Below are 21,126 nucleotides of genomic sequence, written 5' to 3'. Positions count from 1 at the left end.
ATCGGCCAAGCCGCTTTCCGCTGATTCAGTTTGCGGCGCGGGGGCGGCGCGCGGCGCGGATCGCGCCTAAGGGCGGGCGATGCGGTCGAATCGGCAGGTCGAGGCATTGGGATCTGCCGTGCCTTGTTTATTTATTTGGCATATTTGAATTGAGAAAAATCCCCGCCCGAAAATTGGATTTTTGCAACATGTTGCGCATTCGACGAAATTGCCAACAGATGTTGCATGTACCAAGCGATTCATTTAGCGTGAATTTTAGGCGGCGCTTATCAGCCGCGAATTTTGCCTCAGGAGGGCTAGACGCCAGCGTTTCGAAGCGCCGGCATTTCATGCAGTTTCAGACAGGAGGAGGGAGCACCATGCGCCACGGAGCGAAGTTGATCACGGCCGGCATGGCCATCGCGTTGGGCAGCGTTCTGGCCGGGCCGGCCCAGGCCGTCACCATGAAGCAGATCCAGGACCGCGGCTATGTCCGGGTCGCCGTCGCCAACGAAATGCCTTACGGCTATATGAACGCCAAGGGCGAGGCCGAGGGCGCGGGGCCGGCGGTGGCGGCGGCGGTGCTGAAGCGGATGGGCTTCAAGGATGTCGAGTGGGTGGTCACGCAGTTCGGCGCGCTGATACCGGGCCTGAAGGCCGGCCGTTTCGACATGGTGGCGGCGGAAATGGCCATCCTGCCGGCCCGCTGCAAGCAGGTGCTGTACTCCGAACCTAACACCAGCTACGGCGAAGGCCTGCTGGTGCCGGCCGGCAATCCCGGCCAAATCCACGGCTATGGCGATTTCAAGACCGCCAGCCGCAAGGTGGCCATCATGGCCGGCGCGGACCAGCTGGACATGATGCAGAAGCTGGGCGTGCCGGAGGCCAATCTGGTCACCATCAACAGCAACGCCGACGCCATTTCCACCGTGGCGACGGGCCGGGCGGCGGCCTACGCCGCCACCAGCCTGACCGTGGGCAATCTGGCCAGCAAGAGCGACAAGGTGCAGTCCGCCGCGCCGTTTGAAGATCCGGTCATCGACGGCAAGCCCGCGCGCAGCTGGGGCGGCTTCACCTTCAGCCAGTCGTCCTCCGCTTTCCGCGACGCGTTCAACCGCCAGCTGGAGGCGTTCAAGAAAACGCCGGAGTGGAAGCAGATTCTGCTCAAGTACGGCTTCTCCCAGGCCGACATTGACGGCTCCGCCAAGAAGACCACACCGGCCCTCTGCGCCGGCAAGTAAGCGCGCCGTGGCCGCCGCCTGCGCGGCCTTCTCCCTCCTGCGGCCTTCGCGCGCCCTGCGCGGAGCGCCGCGCGACGATAAGGAAACTGCTCCCGATGTGGGAAACCCTGTCTAGCCTGCTGGCCGGGGCACAGGTGACCGCGCTGCTGGCGATCTATTCCAGCGCGTTGGGCGCGGCCTTGTCCTTCGGCTTCGGCCTGGGCAAGCTGTCGCGCCACGCCGCCGCGCGCCTGTTGTCCACCGTTTATATCGAGGTGTTTCGCGGCACCTCCTTGCTGGTGCAGCTGTTCTGGATTTTCTTCGCCCTGCCTTTGCTGGGCCTCACGCTGGAGCCGATGACGGCCGGCGTGGCCGCGCTGGCGCTGAATATCGGCGCCTACGGCGCGGAAGTGGTGCGCGGCGCGGTGCAGGCGGTGCCCAAGGCGCAGCATGAGGCGGCCAGAGCGCTGAATTTCACGCCGCGCCAGGCCATGTGGCATGTCGCCCTGCCGCAGGCGCTGCCGGAAATGCTGCCGCCCTTCGGCAATCTGGCGGTGCAAAACCTCAAGGACACCGCGCTGGTGTCGCTGATCACGCTGAGCGACCTGGCCTTCCGCGCCGAAAGCCTGCGCAATCTGAGCCAGCGCAGCGCCGAGATCTACAGCCTGACCCTGTTGATCTACTTCGGCATGGCGCTGCTGCTGGCGGCGCTGTTCAAGCGCATGGAGCGGCGAATGGGCCGCTGGAAAACCAGGAGGGCCGGCTGATGCTGTTTGGCCATGAATGGGACGTGTCGTCCAACTGGGCCTTCGCCTGGTCCATCCTGCCCATCTTGCTGCATGGCATGTGGGCGACGCTGCAGGCCGCGGTCCTGGGCTTCGCCATCGCGGCGGTTTTGGGGCTGGCGTTCGCCGCGCTGCGCGCCTCGCCCTTGCGCGCGGTGTCTTATCCGGCCGGCGCGCTGGTGGAGTTCCTGCGCGACACGCCGTTGCTGATCCAGCTGTTCTTTCTGTACTTCGTGCTGCCGGACTACGGCATTTTGCTGCCGGCCTTCCTGACCGGGGCCATCGCCCTGGGCCTGCAATACAGCGCCTACACCTCCGAGGTGTACCGCGCCGGCCTGGAGGCGGTGCCGCGCGGGCAGACCGAGGCGGCCAAGGCGCTGGACCTCAGCAAGCGGCAGACCTTCATCTGGGTGGTGTTGCCGCAGGCGCTGCCGCGCATCGTGCCGGCGCTGGGCAATTACCTGATCTCCATCATGAAGGACGTGCCGGTGCTGTCGGTGGTGACGGTGCCGGAAATGCTGGGCGTGGCCAAGATCATAGGCGACCGCACCTTCCAGTACCTGATCCCGCTGTCCATGGTGGGCGCGCTGTATCTGATCCTGACCGTGCTGGCGTCCCTGCTGATCCGGGCGCTGGACCGGCGGCTGCCCAAGAGAGGAATCGCATTGAGATGAACGACGAGGTACTGATACGTTTCGACAAGGTGAGCAAGCGCTTCGGCGATTTTCCCGTGCTGCGCGAGCTGGATTTCGAGGTCAGGCGCGGCGAGAAAGTGACGATCATCGGGCCGTCCGGCTCCGGCAAGTCCACCGTGCTGCGGGTGCTGATGACGCTGGAGCCGATAGACGAGGGCGTGGTGTTCGTCGATGGCGAACCGCTATGGCACGAGAAGCGGGGCGGCATGCTGGCGCCGGCCGGCGAGGCCCACTTGCGGCGGATGCGGCAAAAAATGGGCATGGTGTTCCAGCAGTTCAACCTGTTTCCGCACATGACGGTGATGCGCAATCTGACCGAGGCGCCGGTGCGGGTGCTGGGCCTGTCCCGGCGCGAGGCGCGGCAGCGGGCCGGCGCCTTGCTGGAAACGGTGGGGCTGTCCGACCAGGCCGACAAGTTTCCGCCGCAGCTGTCCGGCGGCCAGCAACAGCGCGTCGGCATCGCCCGCGCCCTGGCGATGCGGCCGCAGATCATGCTGTTCGACGAACCCACCAGCGCGCTGGACCCAGAGCTGGTGGGCGATGTGCTCAAGGTCATCCACCGGCTCAGCGACGAGCACGACCTGACCATGATCCTGGTGACGCACCAGATGGACTTCGCCCAGCGCATTTCGGACCGCATCTGCTTCTTTGATCAGGGCGCGGTGTGCGAGCAGGGGCCGCCGGAGCAGATATTCAGCGCGCCGCGCCATCCGCGCACCCAGGACTTCCTGCGCGCGGTGCTGCATCCGGACGATTGAAGGGCGCGGATTGACGGTTCTCAGACCGGGCCATACTATCGATAGCATGAACAGGAATGATATGCGCATCGCCCGCCTGCAACCGTGTTGTCCGACACGGCCGGGGACCGCGCGCGTCTAGCATACGCCTTCCATTGCCCTCGGCCGCCGCGTGTCCCACCCGGCGGCCTTTTTCATGTCTGGAGCCATCATGCAGCTGCATCTATACGATACCTGGCATCGCGCCGTCCGCCCGTTCACGCCCTTGCAAGCGGGGAGCGTCGGCCTGTACTGCTGCGGCCCGACGGTTTACGACTACGCCCATATCGGCAATCTGCGCACCTATCTGTTCGAGGATACGCTGCGCCGCGCGCTGGAATTCAACGGCTACGCGGTGCGCCACGTGGTCAATATCACCGACGTCGGCCATCTGGTGTCCGACGGCGACGACGGCGAGGACAAGATGGAGGCGGGCAGCCGCCGCGCCGGCGGCGTCTCGGCCTGGGAGATCGCCCAGCGCTTCACCGAAGCCTTCCAGCAAGACCTGGCGGCCTTGAACGCGCTGCCGCCCACGCTCTGGTGCAAGGCGACCGAGCATATCGCCGAGCAGATCGACTATGTCGCCGAGCTGGAGCGCAAGGGCTATGCCTATCGCACGGCCGACGGCGTTTACTTCGACACCTCGCGGCTGGACGATTACGGCCATCTCGCCCGGCTGGACCGCGAGGGCCTGCAAGCCGGCGCCCGCGTGGAGCGGGGCGACAAGCGCCACGCCACGGATTTCGCGCTGTGGAAGCTCAGCCCCGCCGGGCAGCAAAGGCAAATGGAGTGGGACAGCCCCTGGGGCCGGGGTTTTCCGGGCTGGCATATCGAGTGCTCGGCCATGTCGGCCAAGCACCTGGGACCGTGGTTCGACATTCACTGCGGCGGCGAGGACCACATCCCGGTGCACCACAGCAACGAGATCGCGCAGAGCATGGGCTGCCACGGCACCCGCGCCGCCAATTTCTGGATGCACGGCTATTTCCTGCAACTGGACGACGCCAAGATGTCCAAGTCCAGCGGCGATTTCCTGCGGCTGCAGACCTTGATCGACCGCGGCTACGATCCGCTGGCCTATCGCTATCTGAACCTGACGGCGCATTACCGCAAACAGATGAGTTTCAGCTGGGAGGCCTTGGACGGCGCCAGCCTAGCCTTGGACAAGCTGCGCCGGCTGTATGCGTCCTGGCCGGACGGTGGCGTGGCGGACCAGGACTTTGTCGAGGCTTTCGCCGGCGAGATCAACCAGGACCTGAACACGCCGCGCGCGCTGGCGCTGGCGTGGGGACTGGTCAAGAGCGAGCGGGCGGACGCGGACAAAAAAGCCACGCTGCGCCAGTGCGATCGCCTGCTGGGGCTGGGCCTGGACGGCTGGCGGCCTCCGGCGCAAACGATTCCGCGCGAGGCGCAGGCGCTGGCCGACGCGCGCGTAGCGGCGAGGGCGCGGCGCGATTGGGCGGAGGCGGACCGTCTGCGAGACGCCTTGCTGGCGATGGGCTATCTGGTGCGGGACGAGGCGGAAGGCCAGACGCTGCAGCCCGCCTGAGCCGCCTCAAGGCATGGCCTGGCCGCGCTCGATGACCTGGCGGACCGTCATGCCGCCGGCCAGGGTGAAGAATTTGTGCCAGTTGCTGTGCTTGTCCTCCGTGAAGCGGCGGAGCGCTTCGCGCTCGTCGGCGTGGAGCAGCACCAAGGAGCTGGTTTTCCACAGCGGGCTCTGATTCATCTCGCTGATGTCTTTCGCCAGCAGGGTGGCGCGCAGATGCAGGTAGAGGGCGCCGGCGGCCAGCAGCGCGATCACGGCGGCGATCAAGGTTTTTTTTCGGAAGCGGGTGGGCATGATAAGCAGAGTCCTTGCGGTTTATCGGTTGGATGCGTGGCCGGACGCCTCGGCGCGCTTGTCACCCAGGCGGCGGAGGGCGGCGATGCCGAGCGGGTTCTTGTCCAGTGCCCGGCCGAGCGCTTGATTCTGGACGATGCGGCGGCCGCGGGCCGTGCCATCGGCGGCGGAGGCTTCTTTTTTGCCTAGGACGCCAGCCGTGGCGAACGGCGCCAGCAGCGCCAGTCCTAGCGCGGCGATGAGGAGAGGGGTCAGTTTGACCATGTGGGCTCCGGATGGGATGAAAGGTTGACGGCGAAGCGGGCGCGGGCCGGATTGGCATGTCATGACTCAGAGGCGGCTCGGCGGCGTCGGTTCTGCGCATTTCACACTTCATCGGCAATTCTATGCTTTGGCGAAAAATTCTTACATTCTGTTTGCATGGCCTTGGCGCGGCAGCACGCTTAAGTCCGGCTTAATGTTGGGGAGATAAGCTGCAGGCATCACTCACTGGAATGGAGGAATTCGCCATGACGAGCAGTCTCTGGTTTCGCCTGGCCGGCAGGGCGGCGATGATCGCGCCCATCTTTTGTTTTTCCTTGCTGCATGCGCCTTTGGCCCAGGCCGGCGAGCTGAAGCAAGTGATGAAGGATATGAAGTCGGCCATGAGGGAAGCGATGGGCAGCGCCACCTTGCCCGAGTTTTCCAAGCAACTGGAGCGCTTGCGTCTGGATGCGCAGAGCGCCAGCCGTCTGGCTTACAGCGGCGACGCCGCAACCTACAAGCAGGGCATGCAGGCCCTGCAGCAGAATCTGGATGCGGCGGAACGCGAAGCCAAGGCGGGCGATCTGACCGCGGCCAAGAGCGCGCTGCAATTGGCGGACCGCACCAAGCGGCATTATCACCATCTGCTGAACTGATTGCAGGACGTGTGAGACAAGGAGGATTCCATGATGCACTCCCCCAAGCGTTACCCTCTCTCCGTCAGCCTGTTCCATTGGCTGCTGGCTGCGGCGATTCTGGGCAATCTGGCCATAGGCTGGATGCTGGACGATGCCATGGAGCTGATGGCATTGCATAAATCCCTAGGCGCGCTGGTGTTGCTGCTGGCCGTGGCCAGGCTGGTCAATAAGCTGAGAAGCCGCAAGCGGCTGCCGGCTTCGGTCAATGAGGCGGGCACCGCCTCCTATTTGGGAGAGAAGGCCGTGCATGGCCTGCTTTATGTGGCGATGTTCGCCATCCCGCTGCTGGGCTGGCTGAAGACCAATGCCGCCGGCCACGCCGTGAGCGTGTTCGGCCTGGTGAACTTGCCGACGCTGATGAGCCGCAACGCGGACTGGTCGGAAACCCTGGGCGACTGGCACGCGATGGTGGCCTATGGCTTGGCCGCGCTGGTGGCGGCGCACGTTTGCGCCGCGGTGGCGCATCAGTTGCTGCACAATGAAAGCGTCCTCGGCCGCATCCTGCCGTCGCTGCGGCGCTGATGCCGGGGCGGACCGTGACGCCCGTCAAGACATCATGAACAACGGCCACCCCAGGGTGGCCGTTGTTGCTTTGCGCCGCCTTATTCTCCTCGCTTGGACGGCGTCAGTACGGTATCCAGGGCCTCGGGCAGCAGGTCCGGGTAGTCGCGGCTGTAATGCAGGCCGCGGCTTTCCTTGCGCAGCATGGCGGAGCGCACGATCAGCTCCGCGGTTTCCACCAGGTTGCGCAGTTCGATCAAGTCATTGCTGACATGGAAGTTGCTGTAGTACTCGTCAATTTCGCCCTTCAGCAGTTCAATGCGATGCAGCGCGCGCGCCAGCCGCTTGTTGGTGCGGACGATGCCGACATAGTCCCACATCGCGCGGCGCAGCTCGTCCCAGTTGTGCGAGATCACCACTTCTTCGTCCGGATCGGCGACGCGGCTATCGTCCCAGTCGGGAATGGCCGGCAGCTTGATGGCCGCGGCGGACTGGATGTCTTCCGCCGCCGCCTTGCCTATCACCAGGCACTCCAGCAGCGAGTTGCTGGCCAGGCGGTTGGCGCCGTGCAGTCCGGTATGCGCCACTTCGCCCACTGCGTACAGGCCTTCCACGTCGGTGCGGCCCGCCAGGTCGGTGACGATGCCGCCGCAGGTGAAGTGCACCGCGGGCACCACGGGTATCGGTTGCTGGGTAATGTCTATGCCCAGCTCCAGGCAATGGGCGTAGATATTGGGGAAATGTTCCTTGATGAATTGCGCAGGCTTATAAGAGATGTCCAGATACACGCAGTCCAGGCCGTGTTTTTTCATCTCGAAGTCGATGGCGCGCGCCACCACGTCGCGCGGGGCCAGTTCGCCGCGTGGATCGTGTTGCGGCATGAAGCGGGTGCCGTCCGGCAGCTTCAGGATGCCCCCCTCGCCGCGCACGGCTTCCGATATCAGGAAGGACTTGGCGTGCGGGTGGTAGAGGCAGGTCGGGTGGAACTGCATGAATTCCATATTGCCGACGCGGCAGCCGGCGCGCCAACCCATGGCGATGCCGTCGCCGGTGGCGGTGTCCGGATTGGTGGTATAGAGGTAGACCTTGCCGGCGCCGCCCGAGGCCAGAATGGTGTGCTGGGCGGCGATGGTCACCACCTGGTCGAGATCCTTGTCCAAGGCGTAAACGCCATAGGCGCGCTTGCCGGGCTTGCCCAGCTTCTGCGAGGTGATCAGATCAATCGCGATATAGTGTTCCAGCTCGGTGATGTTGGGGTGAGCCTTGATCTTCTGTCCCAGCGTGCTGGTCACCGCCGCGCCGGTGGCGTCGGCGGCGTGGATGATGCGGCGATGGCTGTGGCCGCCTTCGCGCGTCAGGTGGTAGCCGGTCTGGTGTTCGTCGTCGCGGGTGAAGGGCACGCCCAGGCCGATCAGCCAGTCTATGGCCTCCTTGGAGTGCTCCACGATGAAGCGGGTGGTGTCTTCATTGCACAGGCCGGCGCCGGCGATCAAGGTATCGCGGATGTGATCCTCCACCGAGTCTTCGGTATCCAGCACGGCGGCGATGCCGCCCTGGGCATAGGTGGAGCTGCCTTCCAATAAATCGCGCTTGGTGATCAGGCCGACTTTGCGGGTTTCCGCCAGGTGCAGCGCCAGCGTCATCCCCGCCAAGCCGCTGCCGATAATCAAAACATCGAATTTGAGCATATATAGAGTGTCCACGGCAGGCACATCGCGTGCCAATTGCATGTCAGCGTAGCAGAATCGACACTTCCAGCGTAGCCGAGCGTGAGCTTGCATGACTTGGCGCAGAATAACCTTATTGCATATTGTTTTTTGAATCATTGGGTTGTTGAGATCTTGACTGCGGCGGGGCGGTTTTTCTGATTTTTTCTCGCAAAAGGTGTTGACGAGGTTTAGGCCCGGGCGTATAGTTCGCCTCCTCAGCTGACGCAGCGAACGAAACGGCGGAAACGAAACGGTTTCCGGTGCGACGAAAACGGCGTCCGGCACTGCTCTTTAACAGAACGAATAACCGATAGGTGTAAGTGCTTGGTGAAAGCCAAATACTTGCACTGCAAGAGACAAGAGATACTTGTTTATTTCTTTGAACTTGCGTGCCAGAAAATTGCTATGAGATTGAACTGAAGAGTTTGATCCTGGCTCAGATTGAACGCTGGCGGCATGCTTTACACATGCAAGTCGAACGGCAGCACGGGAGCTTGCTCCTGGTGGCGAGTGGCGAACGGGTGAGTAATGCATCGGAATGTACCGTGTAATGGGGGATAGCTCGGCGAAAGCCGGATTAATACCGCATACGCCCTGAGGGGGAAAGCGGGGGATCGAAAGACCTCGCGTTATACGAGCAGCCGATGTCTGATTAGCTAGTTGGTGAGGTAAGAGCTCACCAAGGCGACGATCAGTAGCGGGTCTGAGAGGATGATCCGCCACACTGGGACTGAGACACGGCCCAGACTCCTACGGGAGGCAGCAGTGGGGAATTTTGGACAATGGGCGCAAGCCTGATCCAGCCATGCCGCGTGTCTGAAGAAGGCCTTCGGGTTGTAAAGGACTTTTGTCAGGGAGGAAATCCCTAGCGCTAATACCGCTGGGGGATGACAGTACCTGAAGAATAAGCACCGGCTAACTACGTGCCAGCAGCCGCGGTAATACGTAGGGTGCAAGCGTTAATCGGAATTACTGGGCGTAAAGCGTGCGCAGGCGGTTGTGCAAGTCTGATGTGAAAGCCCCGGGCTTAACCTGGGAACGGCATTGGAGACTGCACGACTAGAGTGCGTCAGAGGGGGGTAGAATTCCACGTGTAGCAGTGAAATGCGTAGAGATGTGGAGGAATACCGATGGCGAAGGCAGCCCCCTGGGATGACACTGACGCTCATGCACGAAAGCGTGGGGAGCAAACAGGATTAGATACCCTGGTAGTCCACGCCCTAAACGATGTCAACTAGCTGTTGGGGGTTTGAATCCTTGGTAGCGTAGCTAACGCGTGAAGTTGACCGCCTGGGGAGTACGGCCGCAAGGTTAAAACTCAAAGGAATTGACGGGGACCCGCACAAGCGGTGGATGATGTGGATTAATTCGATGCAACGCGAAAAACCTTACCTGCTCTTGACATGTACGGAACTTGGTAGAGATATCTTGGTGCCCGAAAGGGAGCCGTAACACAGGTGCTGCATGGCTGTCGTCAGCTCGTGTCGTGAGATGTTGGGTTAAGTCCCGCAACGAGCGCAACCCTTGTCATTAGTTGCCATCATTCAGTTGGGCACTCTAATGAGACTGCCGGTGACAAACCGGAGGAAGGTGGGGATGACGTCAAGTCCTCATGGCCCTTATGGGCAGGGCTTCACACGTCATACAATGGTCGGTACAGAGGGTTGCCAAGCCGCGAGGTGGAGCTAATCTCAGAAAACCGATCGTAGTCCGGATCGCACTCTGCAACTCGAGTGCGTGAAGTCGGAATCGCTAGTAATCGCAGATCAGCATGCTGCGGTGAATACGTTCCCGGGTCTTGTACACACCGCCCGTCACACCATGGGAGTGAGTTTCACCAGAAGTGGGTAGGCTAACCGCAAGGAGGCCGCTTACCACGGTGGGATTCATGACTGGGGTGAAGTCGTAACAAGGTAGCCGTAGGGGAACCTGCGGCTGGATCACCTCCTTTCTAGAGAAGGCGATCGCCAAGTACTTACAGCCTATCGGTTATTCAAGTTAAGGGCATTTTCGATGAAAATCGGCGCAGCTCTGCGTTGAAAGCTTCCTCGTGTACTCGATGTACACGTCGTCAGCTTTCGCCTGGATCTGCTTGATTTTGATCGAAAAGGATGTGGTATCAAACGACTACTGGGTTTGTAGCTCAGCTGGTTAGAGCACTGTGTTGATAACGCAGGGGTCGTAGGTTCGAGTCCTACCAGACCCACCAGTATTTTTTGGGTCAGGCAAGGCGCGAAGGAGCGACATGTGCTTATGCACATGAGCGACTGAGCAACGCAGCATCACCCAAAAAGAGGGGGATTAGCTCAGTTGGGAGAGCACCTGCTTTGCAAGCAGGGGGTCGTCGGTTCGATCCCGTCATCCTCCACCATCGCAAACAAAATCGAATTCGGAAGAGTTGGATTCTGTTTGCGTTGTATAAACGCCCGATCTTTAACAAACTGAAGAAGCCGAATATATAAAGACGGCGAGATGAAGATGCAGAGTTAATTCTGTGCATCAACAAATCGTCATCTTGGGTATTTGATTGTATCTAAGGCTGCGTCGCCATATCAAAAGGGGCGGTGCAGTCGTCGCACAAACACTCTCTGTTGTTGCGGTAATTTAGGTTACTGAAATGATAGGGTCAAGCGACTAAGTGCATCTGGTGGATGCCTTGGCGATCATAGGCGATGAAGGACGTGTAAGCCTGCGAAAAGCGCGGGGGAGCTGGCAATAGAGCTTTGATCCCGCGATGTCCGAATGGGGAAACCCCTCCGCAAGGAGATCCCTGACTGAATCCATAGGTCAGAGGAGGCGAACCGAGTGAACTGAAACATCTAAGTAACTCGAGGAAAAGAAATCAACCGAGATTCCGTAAGTAGTGGCGAGCGAACGCGGAACAGCCTGACTGTGTTATGAGTTGCGTTAGTGGAATGGAATGGAAAGTCCAGCCGTAGTGGGTGATAGCCCCGTACACGAAAACGCATCGCAAGAACTAAGCAGTCGAGAAGTAGGGCGGGACACGAGAAATCCTGTCTGAAGATGGGGGGACCATCCTCCAAGGCTAAATACTCATGATCGACCGATAGTGAACCAGTACCGTGAGGGAAAGGCGAAAAGAACCCCGGGAGGGGAGTGAAATAGAACCTGAAACCGGATGCATACAAACAGTGGGAGCGGACTTGTTCCGTGACTGCGTACCTTTTGTATAATGGGTCAGCGACTTACGTTCAGTAGCAAGCTTAACCGAATAGGGGAGGCGTAGGGAAACCGAGTCCGAATAGGGCGATTGAGTTGCTGGGCGTAGACCCGAAACCGAGTGATCTATCCATGGCCAGGATGAAGGTGCGGTAACACGCACTGGAGGTCCGAACCCACTAGTGTTGCAAAACTAGGGGATGAGCTGTGGATAGGGGTGAAAGGCTAAACAAACTCGGAGATAGCTGGTTCTCCCCGAAAACTATTTAGGTAGTGCCTCATGTATCACTTCCGGGGGTAAAGCACTGTTATGGCTAGGGGGTCATTGCGATTTACCAAACCATGGCAAACTCTGAATACCGGAAAGTGCAAGCATGGGAGACAGACGGTGGGTGCTAACGTCCATCGTCAAGAGGGAAACAACCCAGACCGCCAGCTAAGGTCCCAAATGATCAGTTAAGTGGTAAACGAAGTGGGAAGGCCTAGACAGCCAGGATGTTGGCTTAGAAGCAGCCATCATTTAAAGAAAGCGTAATAGCTCACTGGTCGAGTCGTCCTGCGCGGAAGATGTAACGGGGCTCAAACTGATAACCGAAGCTGCGGATGCACAGTTTACTGTGCGTGGTAGGGGAGCGTTCTGTAGGTCTGTGAAGGTGTCTCGTAAGGGATGCTGGAGATATCAGAAGTGCGAATGCTGACATGAGTAGCGATAAAGCGGGTGAAAAGCCCGCTCGCCGAAAGCCCAAGGTTTCCTACGCAACGTTCATCGGCGTAGGGTGAGTCGGCCCCTAAGGCGAGGCTGAAAAGCGTAGTCGATGGGAAACGGGTTAAAATTCCCGTACTTTTATGTAGTGCGATGTGGGGACGGAGAAGGTTAGGTCAGCAGACTGTTGGAATAGTCTGTTCAAGCCGGTAGGCTGGGGTGGTAGGCAAATCCGCCGCCCCTTAAGGCCGAGAAGTGATAACGAGGGTCTACGGACCTGAAGTGACTGATACCACGCTTCCAGGAAAAGCCACTAAGCTTCAGCTACATAAGAACCGTACCGCAAACCGACACAGGTGGGCAGGATGAGAATTCTAAGGCGCTTGAGAGAACTCAGGAGAAGGAACTCGGCAAATTGATACCGTAACTTCGGGAGAAGGTATGCCTGTTGAGGTGTAGTCCCTTGCGGATGAAGCTTTGACAGGTCGCAGAGAATCGGTGGCTGCGACTGTTTAACAAAAACACAGCACTGTGCCAACACGAAAGTGGACGTATACGGTGTGACGCCTGCCCGGTGCCGGAAGGTTAAGTGATGGGGTGCAAGCTCTTGATCGAAGCCCCGGTAAACGGCGGCCGTAACTATAACGGTCCTAAGGTAGCGAAATTCCTTGTCGGGTAAGTTCCGACCCGCACGAATGGCGTAACGATGGCCACACTGTCTCCTCCTGAGACTCAGCGAAGTTGAAGTGTTTGTGAAGATGCAATCTCCCCGCTGCTAGACGGAAAGACCCCGTGAACCTTTACTGTAGCTTTGCATTGGACTTTGAACAGACTTGTGTAGGATAGGTGGGAGGCTTTGAAGTCAGGACGCTAGTTCTGATGGAGCCGTCCTTGAAATACCACCCTGGTGTGTTTGAGGTTCTAACCTTGGTCCGTGATCCGGATTGGGGACAGTGCATGGTAGGCAGTTTGACTGGGGCGGTCTCCTCCCAAAGTGTAACGGAGGAGTTCGAAGGTTACCTAGGTACGGTCGGAAATCGTGCTGATAGTGCAATGGCAAAAGGTAGCTTAACTGCGAGACCGACAAGTCGAGCAGGTGCGAAAGCAGGACATAGTGATCCGGTGGTTCTGAATGGAAGGGCCATCGCTCAACGGATAAAAGGTACTCCGGGGATAACAGGCTGATACCGCCCAAGAGTTCACATCGACGGCGGTGTTTGGCACCTCGATGTCGGCTCATCACATCCTGGGGCTGTAGCCGGTCCCAAGGGTATGGCTGTTCGCCATTTAAAGTGGTACGTGAGCTGGGTTCAAAACGTCGTGAGACAGTTTGGTCCCTATCTGCAGTGGGCGTTGGAAGTTTGACGGGGGCTGCTCCTAGTACGAGAGGACCGGAGTGGACGAACCTCTGGTGTACCGGTTGTCACGCCAGTGGCATTGCCGGGTAGCTAAGTTCGGAAGAGATAACCGCTGAAAGCATCTAAGCGGGAAACTTGCCTGAAGATGAGACTTCCCTGGAGGCTTGACCTCCCTGAAGAGTCGTTCGAGACCAGGACGTTGATAGGTCGGGTGTGGAAGCGCTGTGAGGCGTGAAGCTAACCGATACTAATTGCTCGTGAGGCTTGATCCTATCATTTGAGTGGCTTGGGAGACCAAGACGCGAGATAGAGTGTGTGCGACACGATCAGATACCGAATATTCAGAGTTAGAGAATCTCTCTAACTCAGGCTTCTTGAGTTTGTACAAGTTTATGTCTGGTGGCCTTAGCGAGATGGTCCCACGCCTTCCCATCCCGAACAGGACCGTGAAACATCTTAGCGCCGATGATAGTGTGGCATTCGCCATGTGAAAGTAGGACACCGCCAGACGCCCCATACCGAAGCCCAGCTCAACCGAGCTGGGCTTTGTGCATTGGCGCCGCCGCGCGCCGACCCCAACCCGCCTCGACAGGATGCCCTGCCGGGGCTTTGCGTTTGCGCGGCATGAGCGCGATGGGCGCGTGATTGACCCGCGCCACCGTTCCTTACACAATCGGCAACTTGCGGATGAATATGGGATGACGGGGATGGAGTACGACAAAAAACGCGCGCGGCGCATAGAGGCGGGTGGCCGCAGCCTGTTCATCCATAATCTGCCAGCTCATTCGCCGCAAGACCTTTACCATTACTGCATGACCATCAGCTGGCCGCGCTTCTATTTGTTCATCGCGGCGGCCTTCATCGCCTTGAATGTGTTGTTTGCCGGCCTCTATCAGCTGCAGCCGAATGGCATTGCCAATCAGTTTCCGCAGGGTTTCCTCGGCGCTTTCTTTTTCAGCGTGGAAACGCTGGCCACGGTCGGCTATGGCGATATGCATCCGCAGACGCTGTATAGCCACTGGATTTCCATGCTGGAGATTTTCATCGGCATGATGAGCATCGCCTTGATAACCGGCGTCACGTTTGCGCGTTTCTCGCGGCCGCGCGCGCGCATCGTGTTTACGAATCATCCGGTGGTGCGGAGCTTGAATGGCGAGCAGGTACTGATGCTGCGGGCGGCCAATGCTCGAAGCAATGTCATCATCGACGCCAGCGCGCGCTTGCGCTTGCTGCGGCATGAGCGCAGCGCGGATGGGGCTGTGTTTCGCAAGCTGCTTGATCTGCAGTTGACGCGCGATCAGCACCCAATGTTCTTATTGGGCTGGACGCTGATGCATAAAATCGATGAAAGCAGCCCGTTGTACGGGCTGGATGCCGCGGCCCTGGCGGCCGGGAAGGCGCAGCTGATTCTGTCCATCAACGGCATGGATGAAACCACGCTGCAACCCATGGTGGCGCGCCATGCTTTCCCGCACCAAGACATACGTTGGAATCACGCTTTCGCCGATCTGCTTTATACCGACGAAGACGAAAACGACCATGTCGATTACCTGCGTTTGCAGGAAGTCCATCCGCTGAGGCCTGAAGAGGGGGACCTGCGCGATGTCGACGCCTAGCCGCGCCAGAAAAGCCCCGCGTTGCGGCGGGGCTTGGTCGGCGATTATTCGTCCTCGTTCTGCCACTCGATCTGCGCGCCCAGGCTGACCAGGTTCTCCACGAAGCGCGGATGGGCGCGGCGGATGGGCGAGGCGTTCAGGATGCGCGAGCTGCCGGGGATGCTGGCGGCGATCATCAGCAGGGCGATGGCGACGCGGATGATATAGGGGCTGTCCACTTCCGCGGGGCTTAGCGGTTTGCCGCCGAAGATCACCACGCGATGCGGATCGGACTGGAAGGCGTGGGCGCCGAATTTGCCCAGCTCCGAGGTCCAGCCCAGCGCGCCGTCGTACACCTTGTTCCAGAACAGCATATTGCCCTGCGCCTTCACGCCCAGCGCGATGAAAATAGGCAGCAGGTCCACCGGCAGATAGGGCCAGGGCGCCGCTTCTATCTTGGGCAGGATGTTGGGCGTGAACGGCTCGACGACCTTGAGCTGGTCGTAGCGTGCGCGCGACCAGCCGTCTTTATGTTCAATGGCGATGCCGAACTTGGCGAAGGTGCGGTCTATCAGCGGGAAGAATTCCGGCGCGCCGTTCTTGACCTCGATGTCGCCGCCGCTGATGGCGGACAGCGCCAGGAAGGTCACCACTTCGTGGAAGTCCTCGACAAAGCTGAAATCGACGCCGCGCAATTGCTCCACGCCATGCACGGTCAGACGGGAGGTGCCGATGCCGTCGACGCGCGCGCCCATCGCTTCCATGAAGCGGCAGAACTCCTGCACGTGCGGTTCCGACGCCGCATTGGTCAGCGTGGCGCTGCCCTGCGCCAGCGCCGCGCACATGACGAAGTTTTCGGTGGTGGTGACGGAGGCGTAGTCCGGCCAGTGGTTGAAGGCTTTGAGGCCGGCCGGCGCGCTGACGCGGATGCGGCCGGGCAGGCGATTGACCTCGGCGCCGAAGCCGGTGAACACGTCGATATGCGGGTCGATCTCGCGCACGCCCAGGGTGCAGCCTTGCACGTCGTTTTCTATCCGCGCCTCGCCGAAGCGCGCCAGCAGCGGCGGCACCAGCATGATGGACGAGCGCATCTCTTCCGGCAGATGGTCGCGTTCGGCGTCAAAATGGGCCTCGGCATGGCAGATGGTCAAGGTGCCGTCCGCCAGTTCGCCGTCGATGCGGCTGCCTAAGGCGCGGAACAGGGTCAGGATCTTGCGCACGTCGGTGATGTCCGGCACGCCGCGCAGGGTTACCGGCTCGGCAGTCAGCAGCGTGGCGCACAGAATGGGCAGCACGGCGTTTTTGTTGGACGAAGGCGCGATGCGGCCGCGCAAGGGCGCGCCGCCATGGACGAGGAGGTGGGGCATGAGCGTGTTCTGCTTACGGTCAAAACGACATTCTATGCCCAAGCACATGACTGGTGGGCAGGCTTGTGTATCGCTTGTGTGCCGGCATGCGGCGAAATGTGAAAAAGGCCGCCGGAGGGCGGCCTGTGAGCGGCGCGGGCAGGCTTAGCGGTCCAGTCCGCCCAGCAGCACGTACTTGATTTCCAGATAGTCCTCGATGCCGTATTTGGAGCCTTCGCGGCCCAGACCGGATTGCTTGACGCCGCCGAAAGGCGCGGCCTCGTTGGAGAGCAGGCCGCTGTTGACCGCCACCATGCCGTATTCCAGGCCTTCGGCCACGCGGAAGATGCGGCCGACGTCGCGGGCGTAGAAGTAGCTGGCCAGGCCGAACTCGGTGTCGTTGGCCAGGCGGATCGCTTCTTCTTCGGAGTGGAAGCGGAACAGCGGCGCCAGCGGGCCGAAGGTTTCCTCGCGCGCTACTTTCATGTCGCTGCTGACGTTGGCGATCAGCGTCGGTTCGAAGAAGGTGTGGCCCAGCGCGTGGCGCTTGCCGCCGGCGATCAGCTTGCCGCCCTTGGACAGCGCGTCGGCGATGTGCTCTTCCACCTTGGCCACGGCGTTGTGGTCGATCAGCGGGCCTTGCGTCACGCCGGCTTCCAGGCCGTTGCCGACCTTCAGCGTGGCCACGGCGGCGGCGAACTTCTGGGCGAAGGCGTCGTAGACGCCGTCCTGCACATAGATGCGGTTGGCGCAGACGCAGGTCTGACCGGCGTTGCGGTATTTGGAGATCAGCGCGCCTTCCACCGCGGCGTCCAGATCGGCATCGTCGAACACGATGAAGGGCGCGTTGCCGCCCAGTTCCATCGATACTTTTTTCACGGTGCCGGCGCATTGGGCGATCAGCTTGCGGCCCACTTCGGTGGAGCCGGTGAAGGAGAACTTCTTCACCGTATCGCTGCCGGTCAGTACCGCGCCGATCTCGCTGGAGCCGCCGGTGATGACGGAGAATACGCCCGGCGGGATGCCGGCGCGCTCGGCCAGCTCGGCCAGGGCCAGGGCCGACAGCGGCGTCTGGCTGGCCGGGCGGACCACCATGGTGCAGCCGGCGGCCAACGCCGGCGCGGCCTTGCGCGTGATCATCGCGCTGGGGAAGTTCCAAGGCGTGATGGCGGCGGTGACGCCTATCGGTTCCTTGGTGACCAGCACGCGGCGGTCGCCGGCGGGGCTAGGCACGATGTCGCCATAGACGCGCTTGGCTTCTTCTGCGTACCACTCGATATAGTTGGCGCCATAGGCGATCTCGCCCTTGGCCTCGGCCAGCGGCTTGCCTTGCTCCGAGGTCAGGATGACGGCCAGGTCTTGCTGGTGGGCCATGATCAGGTCGAACCAGCGGCGCAGGATGGCGGCGCGCTCCTTGGCGCTCTTGGCCTTCCAGGCCGGGAAGGCGCGCGCGGCGGCGGCCACGGCGCGCTCGGCCTCGGCGGCGCCCATCTTGGGCACCTGGCCGATTTTTTCGCCGGTGGCGGGATTATGCACGGCGATGTGCTGGCCGCCGTCGGCGTCCAGCCATTGGCCGCCCAGATAGCATTGCTGGCGCAGCAGCTTGGGGTCTTGCAGGTTCAACATGTCGGGTATTCCTTGAACACGCGAGCGGACGCGCCGGGAGACGGTACCGCTCGCATTGAAGTGTGTCAGTGGATCAAGCCTTCAGCGCGGCTTCCAGCTTGCCCAGCGCCTCGGCGAAGACATCGTCTTCTATGGTCAGCGGGAACAGGAAGCGCACCACATTGGCGTAGACGCCGCAGGTCAGCAGGATCAGGCCGTTGGCCAGGGCGTGCTGCTGCACTTTCTTGGCGAAGTCCGGATCGGGTGTATGGCTGCCGCTGTGGTTGAATTCGACGGCGACCATGGCGCCCAGGCCGCGCACTTCGGCGATTTGCGGCACGGCGGATTTGAGGCTGTTCAGCTTTTCCTTCAGCGCGTCGCCCAGGCGTTGGGCGCGTTCGGACAGTTTTTCGCTGGCGATCACGTCCAGCACGGCATGGGCAGCGGCCACGGCCAGCGGATTGCCGGCATAGGTGCCGCCCAGGCCGCCCGGCGCCGGCGCGTCCATCACTTCGGCGCGGCCGGTGACGGCGGCCAGCGGGAAGCCGCCGGCCAGGGATTTGGCCATGGTGATCAGGTCCGGCACGGCGTCGAAATGTTCGCTGGCCAGCAGCTTGCCGGTACGGGCGAAGCCCGATTGCACTTCATCGGCGATCAACAGGATGCCGTGGCGGTCGCACAGTTCGCGCAGCGCTTGTACCCATTCGGCCGGGGCGGCGTAGAAACCGCCTTCGCCTTGCACCGGCTCATAGATGATGGCGGCGACGCGAGCCGGGTCGATGTCGAACTTGAACAGTTTTTCGATGCCGGCCAGCGAATCCTGCACCGACACGCCGTGCAGCGCGTTGGGATACGGCGCGTGGTAGATGTCGGCAGGGAAGGGGCCGAAGCCCAGCTTGTACGGCGCCACCTTGCCGGTCAGGGCCATGCCCATCAGGGTGCGGCCGTGGAAGGCGCCGCCGAAGGCGATGACGCCGGGGCGGCCGGTGTGGCAGCGGGCGATCTTCACCGCGTTCTCCACCGCCTCGGCGCCGGTGCTGAACAGGGCGGTTTTCTTGGCGTGGCTGCCCGGGGTCAGCGCGTTGAGTTTTTCCGCCAGGCTGATGTAGGACTCATAGGGGACCACCTGGTAGCAGGTATGGCTGAAGCGGGACAACTGCTCCGCCACCGCGGCTTCCACCTTGGGGTGCAGGTGGCCGGTGTTCAGCACGCCGATGCCGCCGGCGAAGTCGATGTAACGCTTGCCTTCGGTGTCCCAGATCTCTGCATTGCGGGCGCGGTCGATGTAGAAACCGCACATCACGCCCACGCCGCGCGGGGTGGCGTCGGCCTTGCGTTGCATCAGTTGCTGCTGGCTCATGGAAGTCTCCTCGGGTCGCCTTCGGTCGCGCCTGGCGCCGCGGCTGGGTGGATGTTCGCCGGCTTATGGCCGTCGCATGTCAGCGGATCATTCTATGAGCGTGTTTAGCAAAAAGCTACGAGTGACATAAAAAATTAAACGCCTGTGGCGCGGACGGCACAGGCGTTGCGGATGGCTGGGGCGGCGGCGCCGCGCCGGCTCAGTGGACGATCAGCTGGTTGACGTCGGTCAGCACCTTGGGTTCCAGCTGGCCGGCGCTTTGCGCCAGCGCCAGACGCGCGGTGAGGTAGTTGTATTTGGCGTTGGCTAGGGTGGTCAGCGTGCTGTAGTAAGCCTGCTCCGCTTGCAGCAGGTCCAGGTTGGTGCGGATGCCCACTTCCTTGCCCAGGCGGGTGGAATCCACCTTGCTCTTGGCGGAGATCAGCAGCTGCTGCTGAGCGCGAACCAGGGCCGCGCCGTTAGTCACGCCCAGGTAAGCCTTGCGCACGTCTTCCTTCACCTGGCGGCGCTTGGCCTCCAGCTGATCGCTCGCGGCGTCGCGCTGGGCCACCGCTTCGCGCACCTGGGAGTTGATGCCGCCGCCGGCAAACAGCGGCACGGTGACGGTGACGCCGATGTTGCTGCCGCGGGTGTGCGGATACGTGCCGGACTGATTGCTGAGGCTATCGCTATAGCCGGCGCTGAGCGAGACGACGGGCAGACGGTTGCCTTGTTTCTCCAGCACGGTTTGCTCCGCCAGTTGCAGCTTTTGTTCCGAGCTCTTGATGTCGAGGCTGTTATGGAGCGCGAGGGCGATCCATTCGTCCAGTCCCGCCGGCTTGGGCGGATCCAGCGGCAGCTTGTCGCGCACGCTCTGGATGCCGGCTGGGTCCAGGCCGGTGAGGCGGCTCAGGTTGTGCTCGGCCAGCTCCAGGTTGTTGGCGTCGCTGATTTCCTGCGCCACCGCGCCGTCGTAGCCCGCCTGGGCTTCATTGGTGTCGGTGATGGTGGCGGTGCCCACTTCAAAGGCGGTCTTGGCCTGCTGCAGCTGGTTCAGGAAGGTTTTCTTGCTGGCGCGGGTGGCTTCCAGCGTGTCGCGCGCGCGCAGCACGTTGAAATAAGCTTGGGCGATGTCCAGGATCAGCTGCTGCTCGGCCGCGTCGTAGTTGGTGTCGCCCAGCTCGGTGCCGATCTTGCCTTTCTGATAGCCGGCGTACTTGCCCATGTCGAACAGAGGCTGCTGCACGCCCACGCTATAGCCATGCGATTCGTAGCGGCGCTGGGCATTCGCGCCCAGGACGTTGGCCGGCTGGATGGGATTGTTATAGCCGTAAGTGCCGGTGACGCTGGCTTGCGGCAGCAACTGGGCGCGGCCTTGCACTCGTTTTTCCTGGTCGGCCTCGTGCTGGGCGCGCGAGGCGGCGAAGTCGGCATTGTAATTGCGGGCGGCCTGCCAGGCGGCCACCAGGTCGAAGGCCTGGCTGGGGACGGAGACGCCCAGCAGCAGCAGGGCGACGGTCAGGGGCAGATACTTGCTATTCATTGGATTGC

15 protein-coding genes, 2 tRNA genes and 3 rRNA genes are annotated in these 21,126 nt (G+C 61.4%); 13 read left to right on the top strand and 7 right to left on the bottom strand.

Going from position 1 to position 21,126, the window contains the following annotated elements; all coding sequences use genetic code 11:
• The first annotated feature begins 359 nt into the window (after positions 1-359).
• The 5 genes from ehuB to cysS all read left to right on the top strand — a co-directional run bounded on the left by ehuB (position 360) and on the right by cysS (position 5,004).
• Positions 360-1,220, top strand: coding sequence for an ectoine/hydroxyectoine ABC transporter substrate-binding protein EhuB (gene ehuB, locus FYK34_RS14415; RefSeq protein ID WP_149297544.1), 861 nt, complete (start codon positions 360-362; stop codon positions 1,218-1,220).
• Positions 1,221-1,315: 95 nt separating this feature from the next.
• Positions 1,316-1,966 carry an ectoine/hydroxyectoine ABC transporter permease subunit EhuC gene (gene ehuC / locus FYK34_RS14410; RefSeq protein WP_149297542.1) on the top strand — a complete coding sequence of 217 codons (651 nt, stop codon included), beginning with the start codon at positions 1,316-1,318 and terminating at the stop codon, positions 1,964-1,966.
• Entirely contained in the window at positions 1,966-2,658 is a 693-nt protein-coding gene (ehuD, locus tag FYK34_RS14405; RefSeq protein WP_149297540.1) for an ectoine/hydroxyectoine ABC transporter permease subunit EhuD, read from the top strand. Before ehuC ends, ehuD begins: the two co-directional genes overlap by 1 nt.
• Before the next feature lie 11 nt (positions 2,659-2,669).
• The gene (ehuA, locus tag FYK34_RS14400) at positions 2,670-3,437 is read left to right on the top strand and encodes an ectoine/hydroxyectoine ABC transporter ATP-binding protein EhuA (RefSeq protein ID WP_269203867.1); all 768 of its coding nucleotides are present in this window, start codon (positions 2,670-2,672) and stop codon (positions 3,435-3,437) included.
• A gap of 190 nt (positions 3,438-3,627) precedes the next feature.
• Entirely contained in the window at positions 3,628-5,004 is a 1,377-nt protein-coding gene (gene cysS / locus FYK34_RS14395) for a cysteine--tRNA ligase (protein WP_149297536.1), read from the top strand.
• A gap of 6 nt (positions 5,005-5,010) precedes the next feature.
• Here the strand turns inward: cysS and FYK34_RS14390 are convergent, their stop codons facing one another.
• Positions 5,011-5,298 carry a hypothetical protein gene (locus tag FYK34_RS14390; protein WP_149297534.1) on the bottom strand — a complete coding sequence of 96 codons (288 nt, stop codon included), beginning with the start codon at positions 5,296-5,298 and terminating at the stop codon, positions 5,011-5,013.
• A gap of 21 nt (positions 5,299-5,319) precedes the next feature.
• Positions 5,320-5,562, bottom strand: a complete 243-nt coding sequence (locus FYK34_RS14385; RefSeq protein WP_149297532.1) for a hypothetical protein — start codon at positions 5,560-5,562, stop codon at positions 5,320-5,322.
• A 245-nt stretch (positions 5,563-5,807) separates the two neighbouring features.
• Here FYK34_RS14385 and FYK34_RS14380 point away from each other — a divergent pair, with 245 nt between their 5' ends.
• Together FYK34_RS14380 and FYK34_RS14375 are read left to right on the top strand one after the other, a co-directional pair.
• On the top strand, positions 5,808-6,197 hold the full coding sequence (locus FYK34_RS14380) for a cytochrome b562 (protein ID WP_196782497.1): 390 nt from the start codon (positions 5,808-5,810) through the stop codon (positions 6,195-6,197).
• Between the two features lie 30 nt (positions 6,198-6,227).
• On the top strand, positions 6,228-6,761 hold the full coding sequence (locus FYK34_RS14375; RefSeq protein ID WP_196782496.1) for a cytochrome b: 534 nt from the start codon (positions 6,228-6,230) through the stop codon (positions 6,759-6,761).
• A gap of 80 nt (positions 6,762-6,841) precedes the next feature.
• Here the strand turns inward: FYK34_RS14375 and nadB are convergent, their stop codons facing one another.
• Complete coding sequence (gene nadB / locus FYK34_RS14370) at positions 6,842-8,428, bottom strand: L-aspartate oxidase (protein WP_149297530.1); 1,587 nt, start codon at positions 8,426-8,428, stop codon at positions 6,842-6,844.
• Between the two features lie 434 nt (positions 8,429-8,862).
• On the opposite strand from nadB, the gene FYK34_RS14365 reads away from it, so the two are divergent.
• The 6 genes from FYK34_RS14365 (at position 8,863) to FYK34_RS14340 (ending at position 15,306) form a co-directional block, all read left to right on the top strand.
• Positions 8,863-10,400: ribosomal RNA gene (locus FYK34_RS14365) — 16S ribosomal RNA — on the top strand.
• A 181-nt stretch (positions 10,401-10,581) separates the two neighbouring features.
• Positions 10,582-10,658: transfer RNA gene (locus FYK34_RS14360), tRNA-Ile, on the top strand.
• A gap of 86 nt (positions 10,659-10,744) precedes the next feature.
• Positions 10,745-10,820: transfer RNA gene (locus tag FYK34_RS14355), tRNA-Ala, on the top strand.
• Between the two features lie 253 nt (positions 10,821-11,073).
• Positions 11,074-13,962, top strand: a 23S ribosomal RNA gene (locus FYK34_RS14350).
• Positions 13,963-14,085: 123 nt separating this feature from the next.
• A 5S ribosomal RNA gene (gene rrf, locus FYK34_RS14345) occupies positions 14,086-14,200 on the top strand.
• The 16S, 23S and 5S rRNA genes sit together here with 2 tRNA genes alongside, the layout of an rRNA operon.
• Before the next feature lie 197 nt (positions 14,201-14,397).
• On the top strand, positions 14,398-15,306 hold the full coding sequence (locus tag FYK34_RS14340) for an ion channel (protein WP_149297528.1): 909 nt from the start codon (positions 14,398-14,400) through the stop codon (positions 15,304-15,306).
• Between the two features lie 44 nt (positions 15,307-15,350).
• On the opposite strand, the gene FYK34_RS14335 is transcribed toward FYK34_RS14340, so the two are convergent.
• From FYK34_RS14335 to FYK34_RS14320, 4 genes are all read right to left on the bottom strand, one after another.
• Positions 15,351-16,652, bottom strand: a complete 1,302-nt coding sequence (locus FYK34_RS14335) for a UDP-N-acetylglucosamine 1-carboxyvinyltransferase (RefSeq protein WP_149297526.1) — start codon at positions 16,650-16,652, stop codon at positions 15,351-15,353.
• 144 nt (positions 16,653-16,796) lie between these two features.
• On the bottom strand, positions 16,797-18,257 hold the full coding sequence (gene gabD, locus FYK34_RS14330) for an NADP-dependent succinate-semialdehyde dehydrogenase (protein WP_149297524.1): 1,461 nt from the start codon (positions 18,255-18,257) through the stop codon (positions 16,797-16,799).
• 73 nt (positions 18,258-18,330) lie between these two features.
• The gene (gene gabT / locus FYK34_RS14325; protein WP_149297522.1) at positions 18,331-19,596 is read right to left on the bottom strand and encodes a 4-aminobutyrate--2-oxoglutarate transaminase; all 1,266 of its coding nucleotides are present in this window, start codon (positions 19,594-19,596) and stop codon (positions 18,331-18,333) included.
• Between the two features lie 199 nt (positions 19,597-19,795).
• Positions 19,796-21,118, bottom strand: coding sequence for a TolC family outer membrane protein (locus FYK34_RS14320; protein ID WP_149297520.1), 1,323 nt, complete (start codon positions 21,116-21,118; stop codon positions 19,796-19,798).
• Positions 21,119-21,126 lie beyond the last annotated feature (8 nt).

The sequence above is a fragment of the Chromobacterium paludis genome (genome assembly GCF_008275125.1).
GTDB lineage: Bacteria > Pseudomonadota > Gammaproteobacteria > Burkholderiales > Chromobacteriaceae > Chromobacterium > Chromobacterium paludis.
This window is presented reverse-complemented; position numbering and strand designations above follow the sequence as displayed.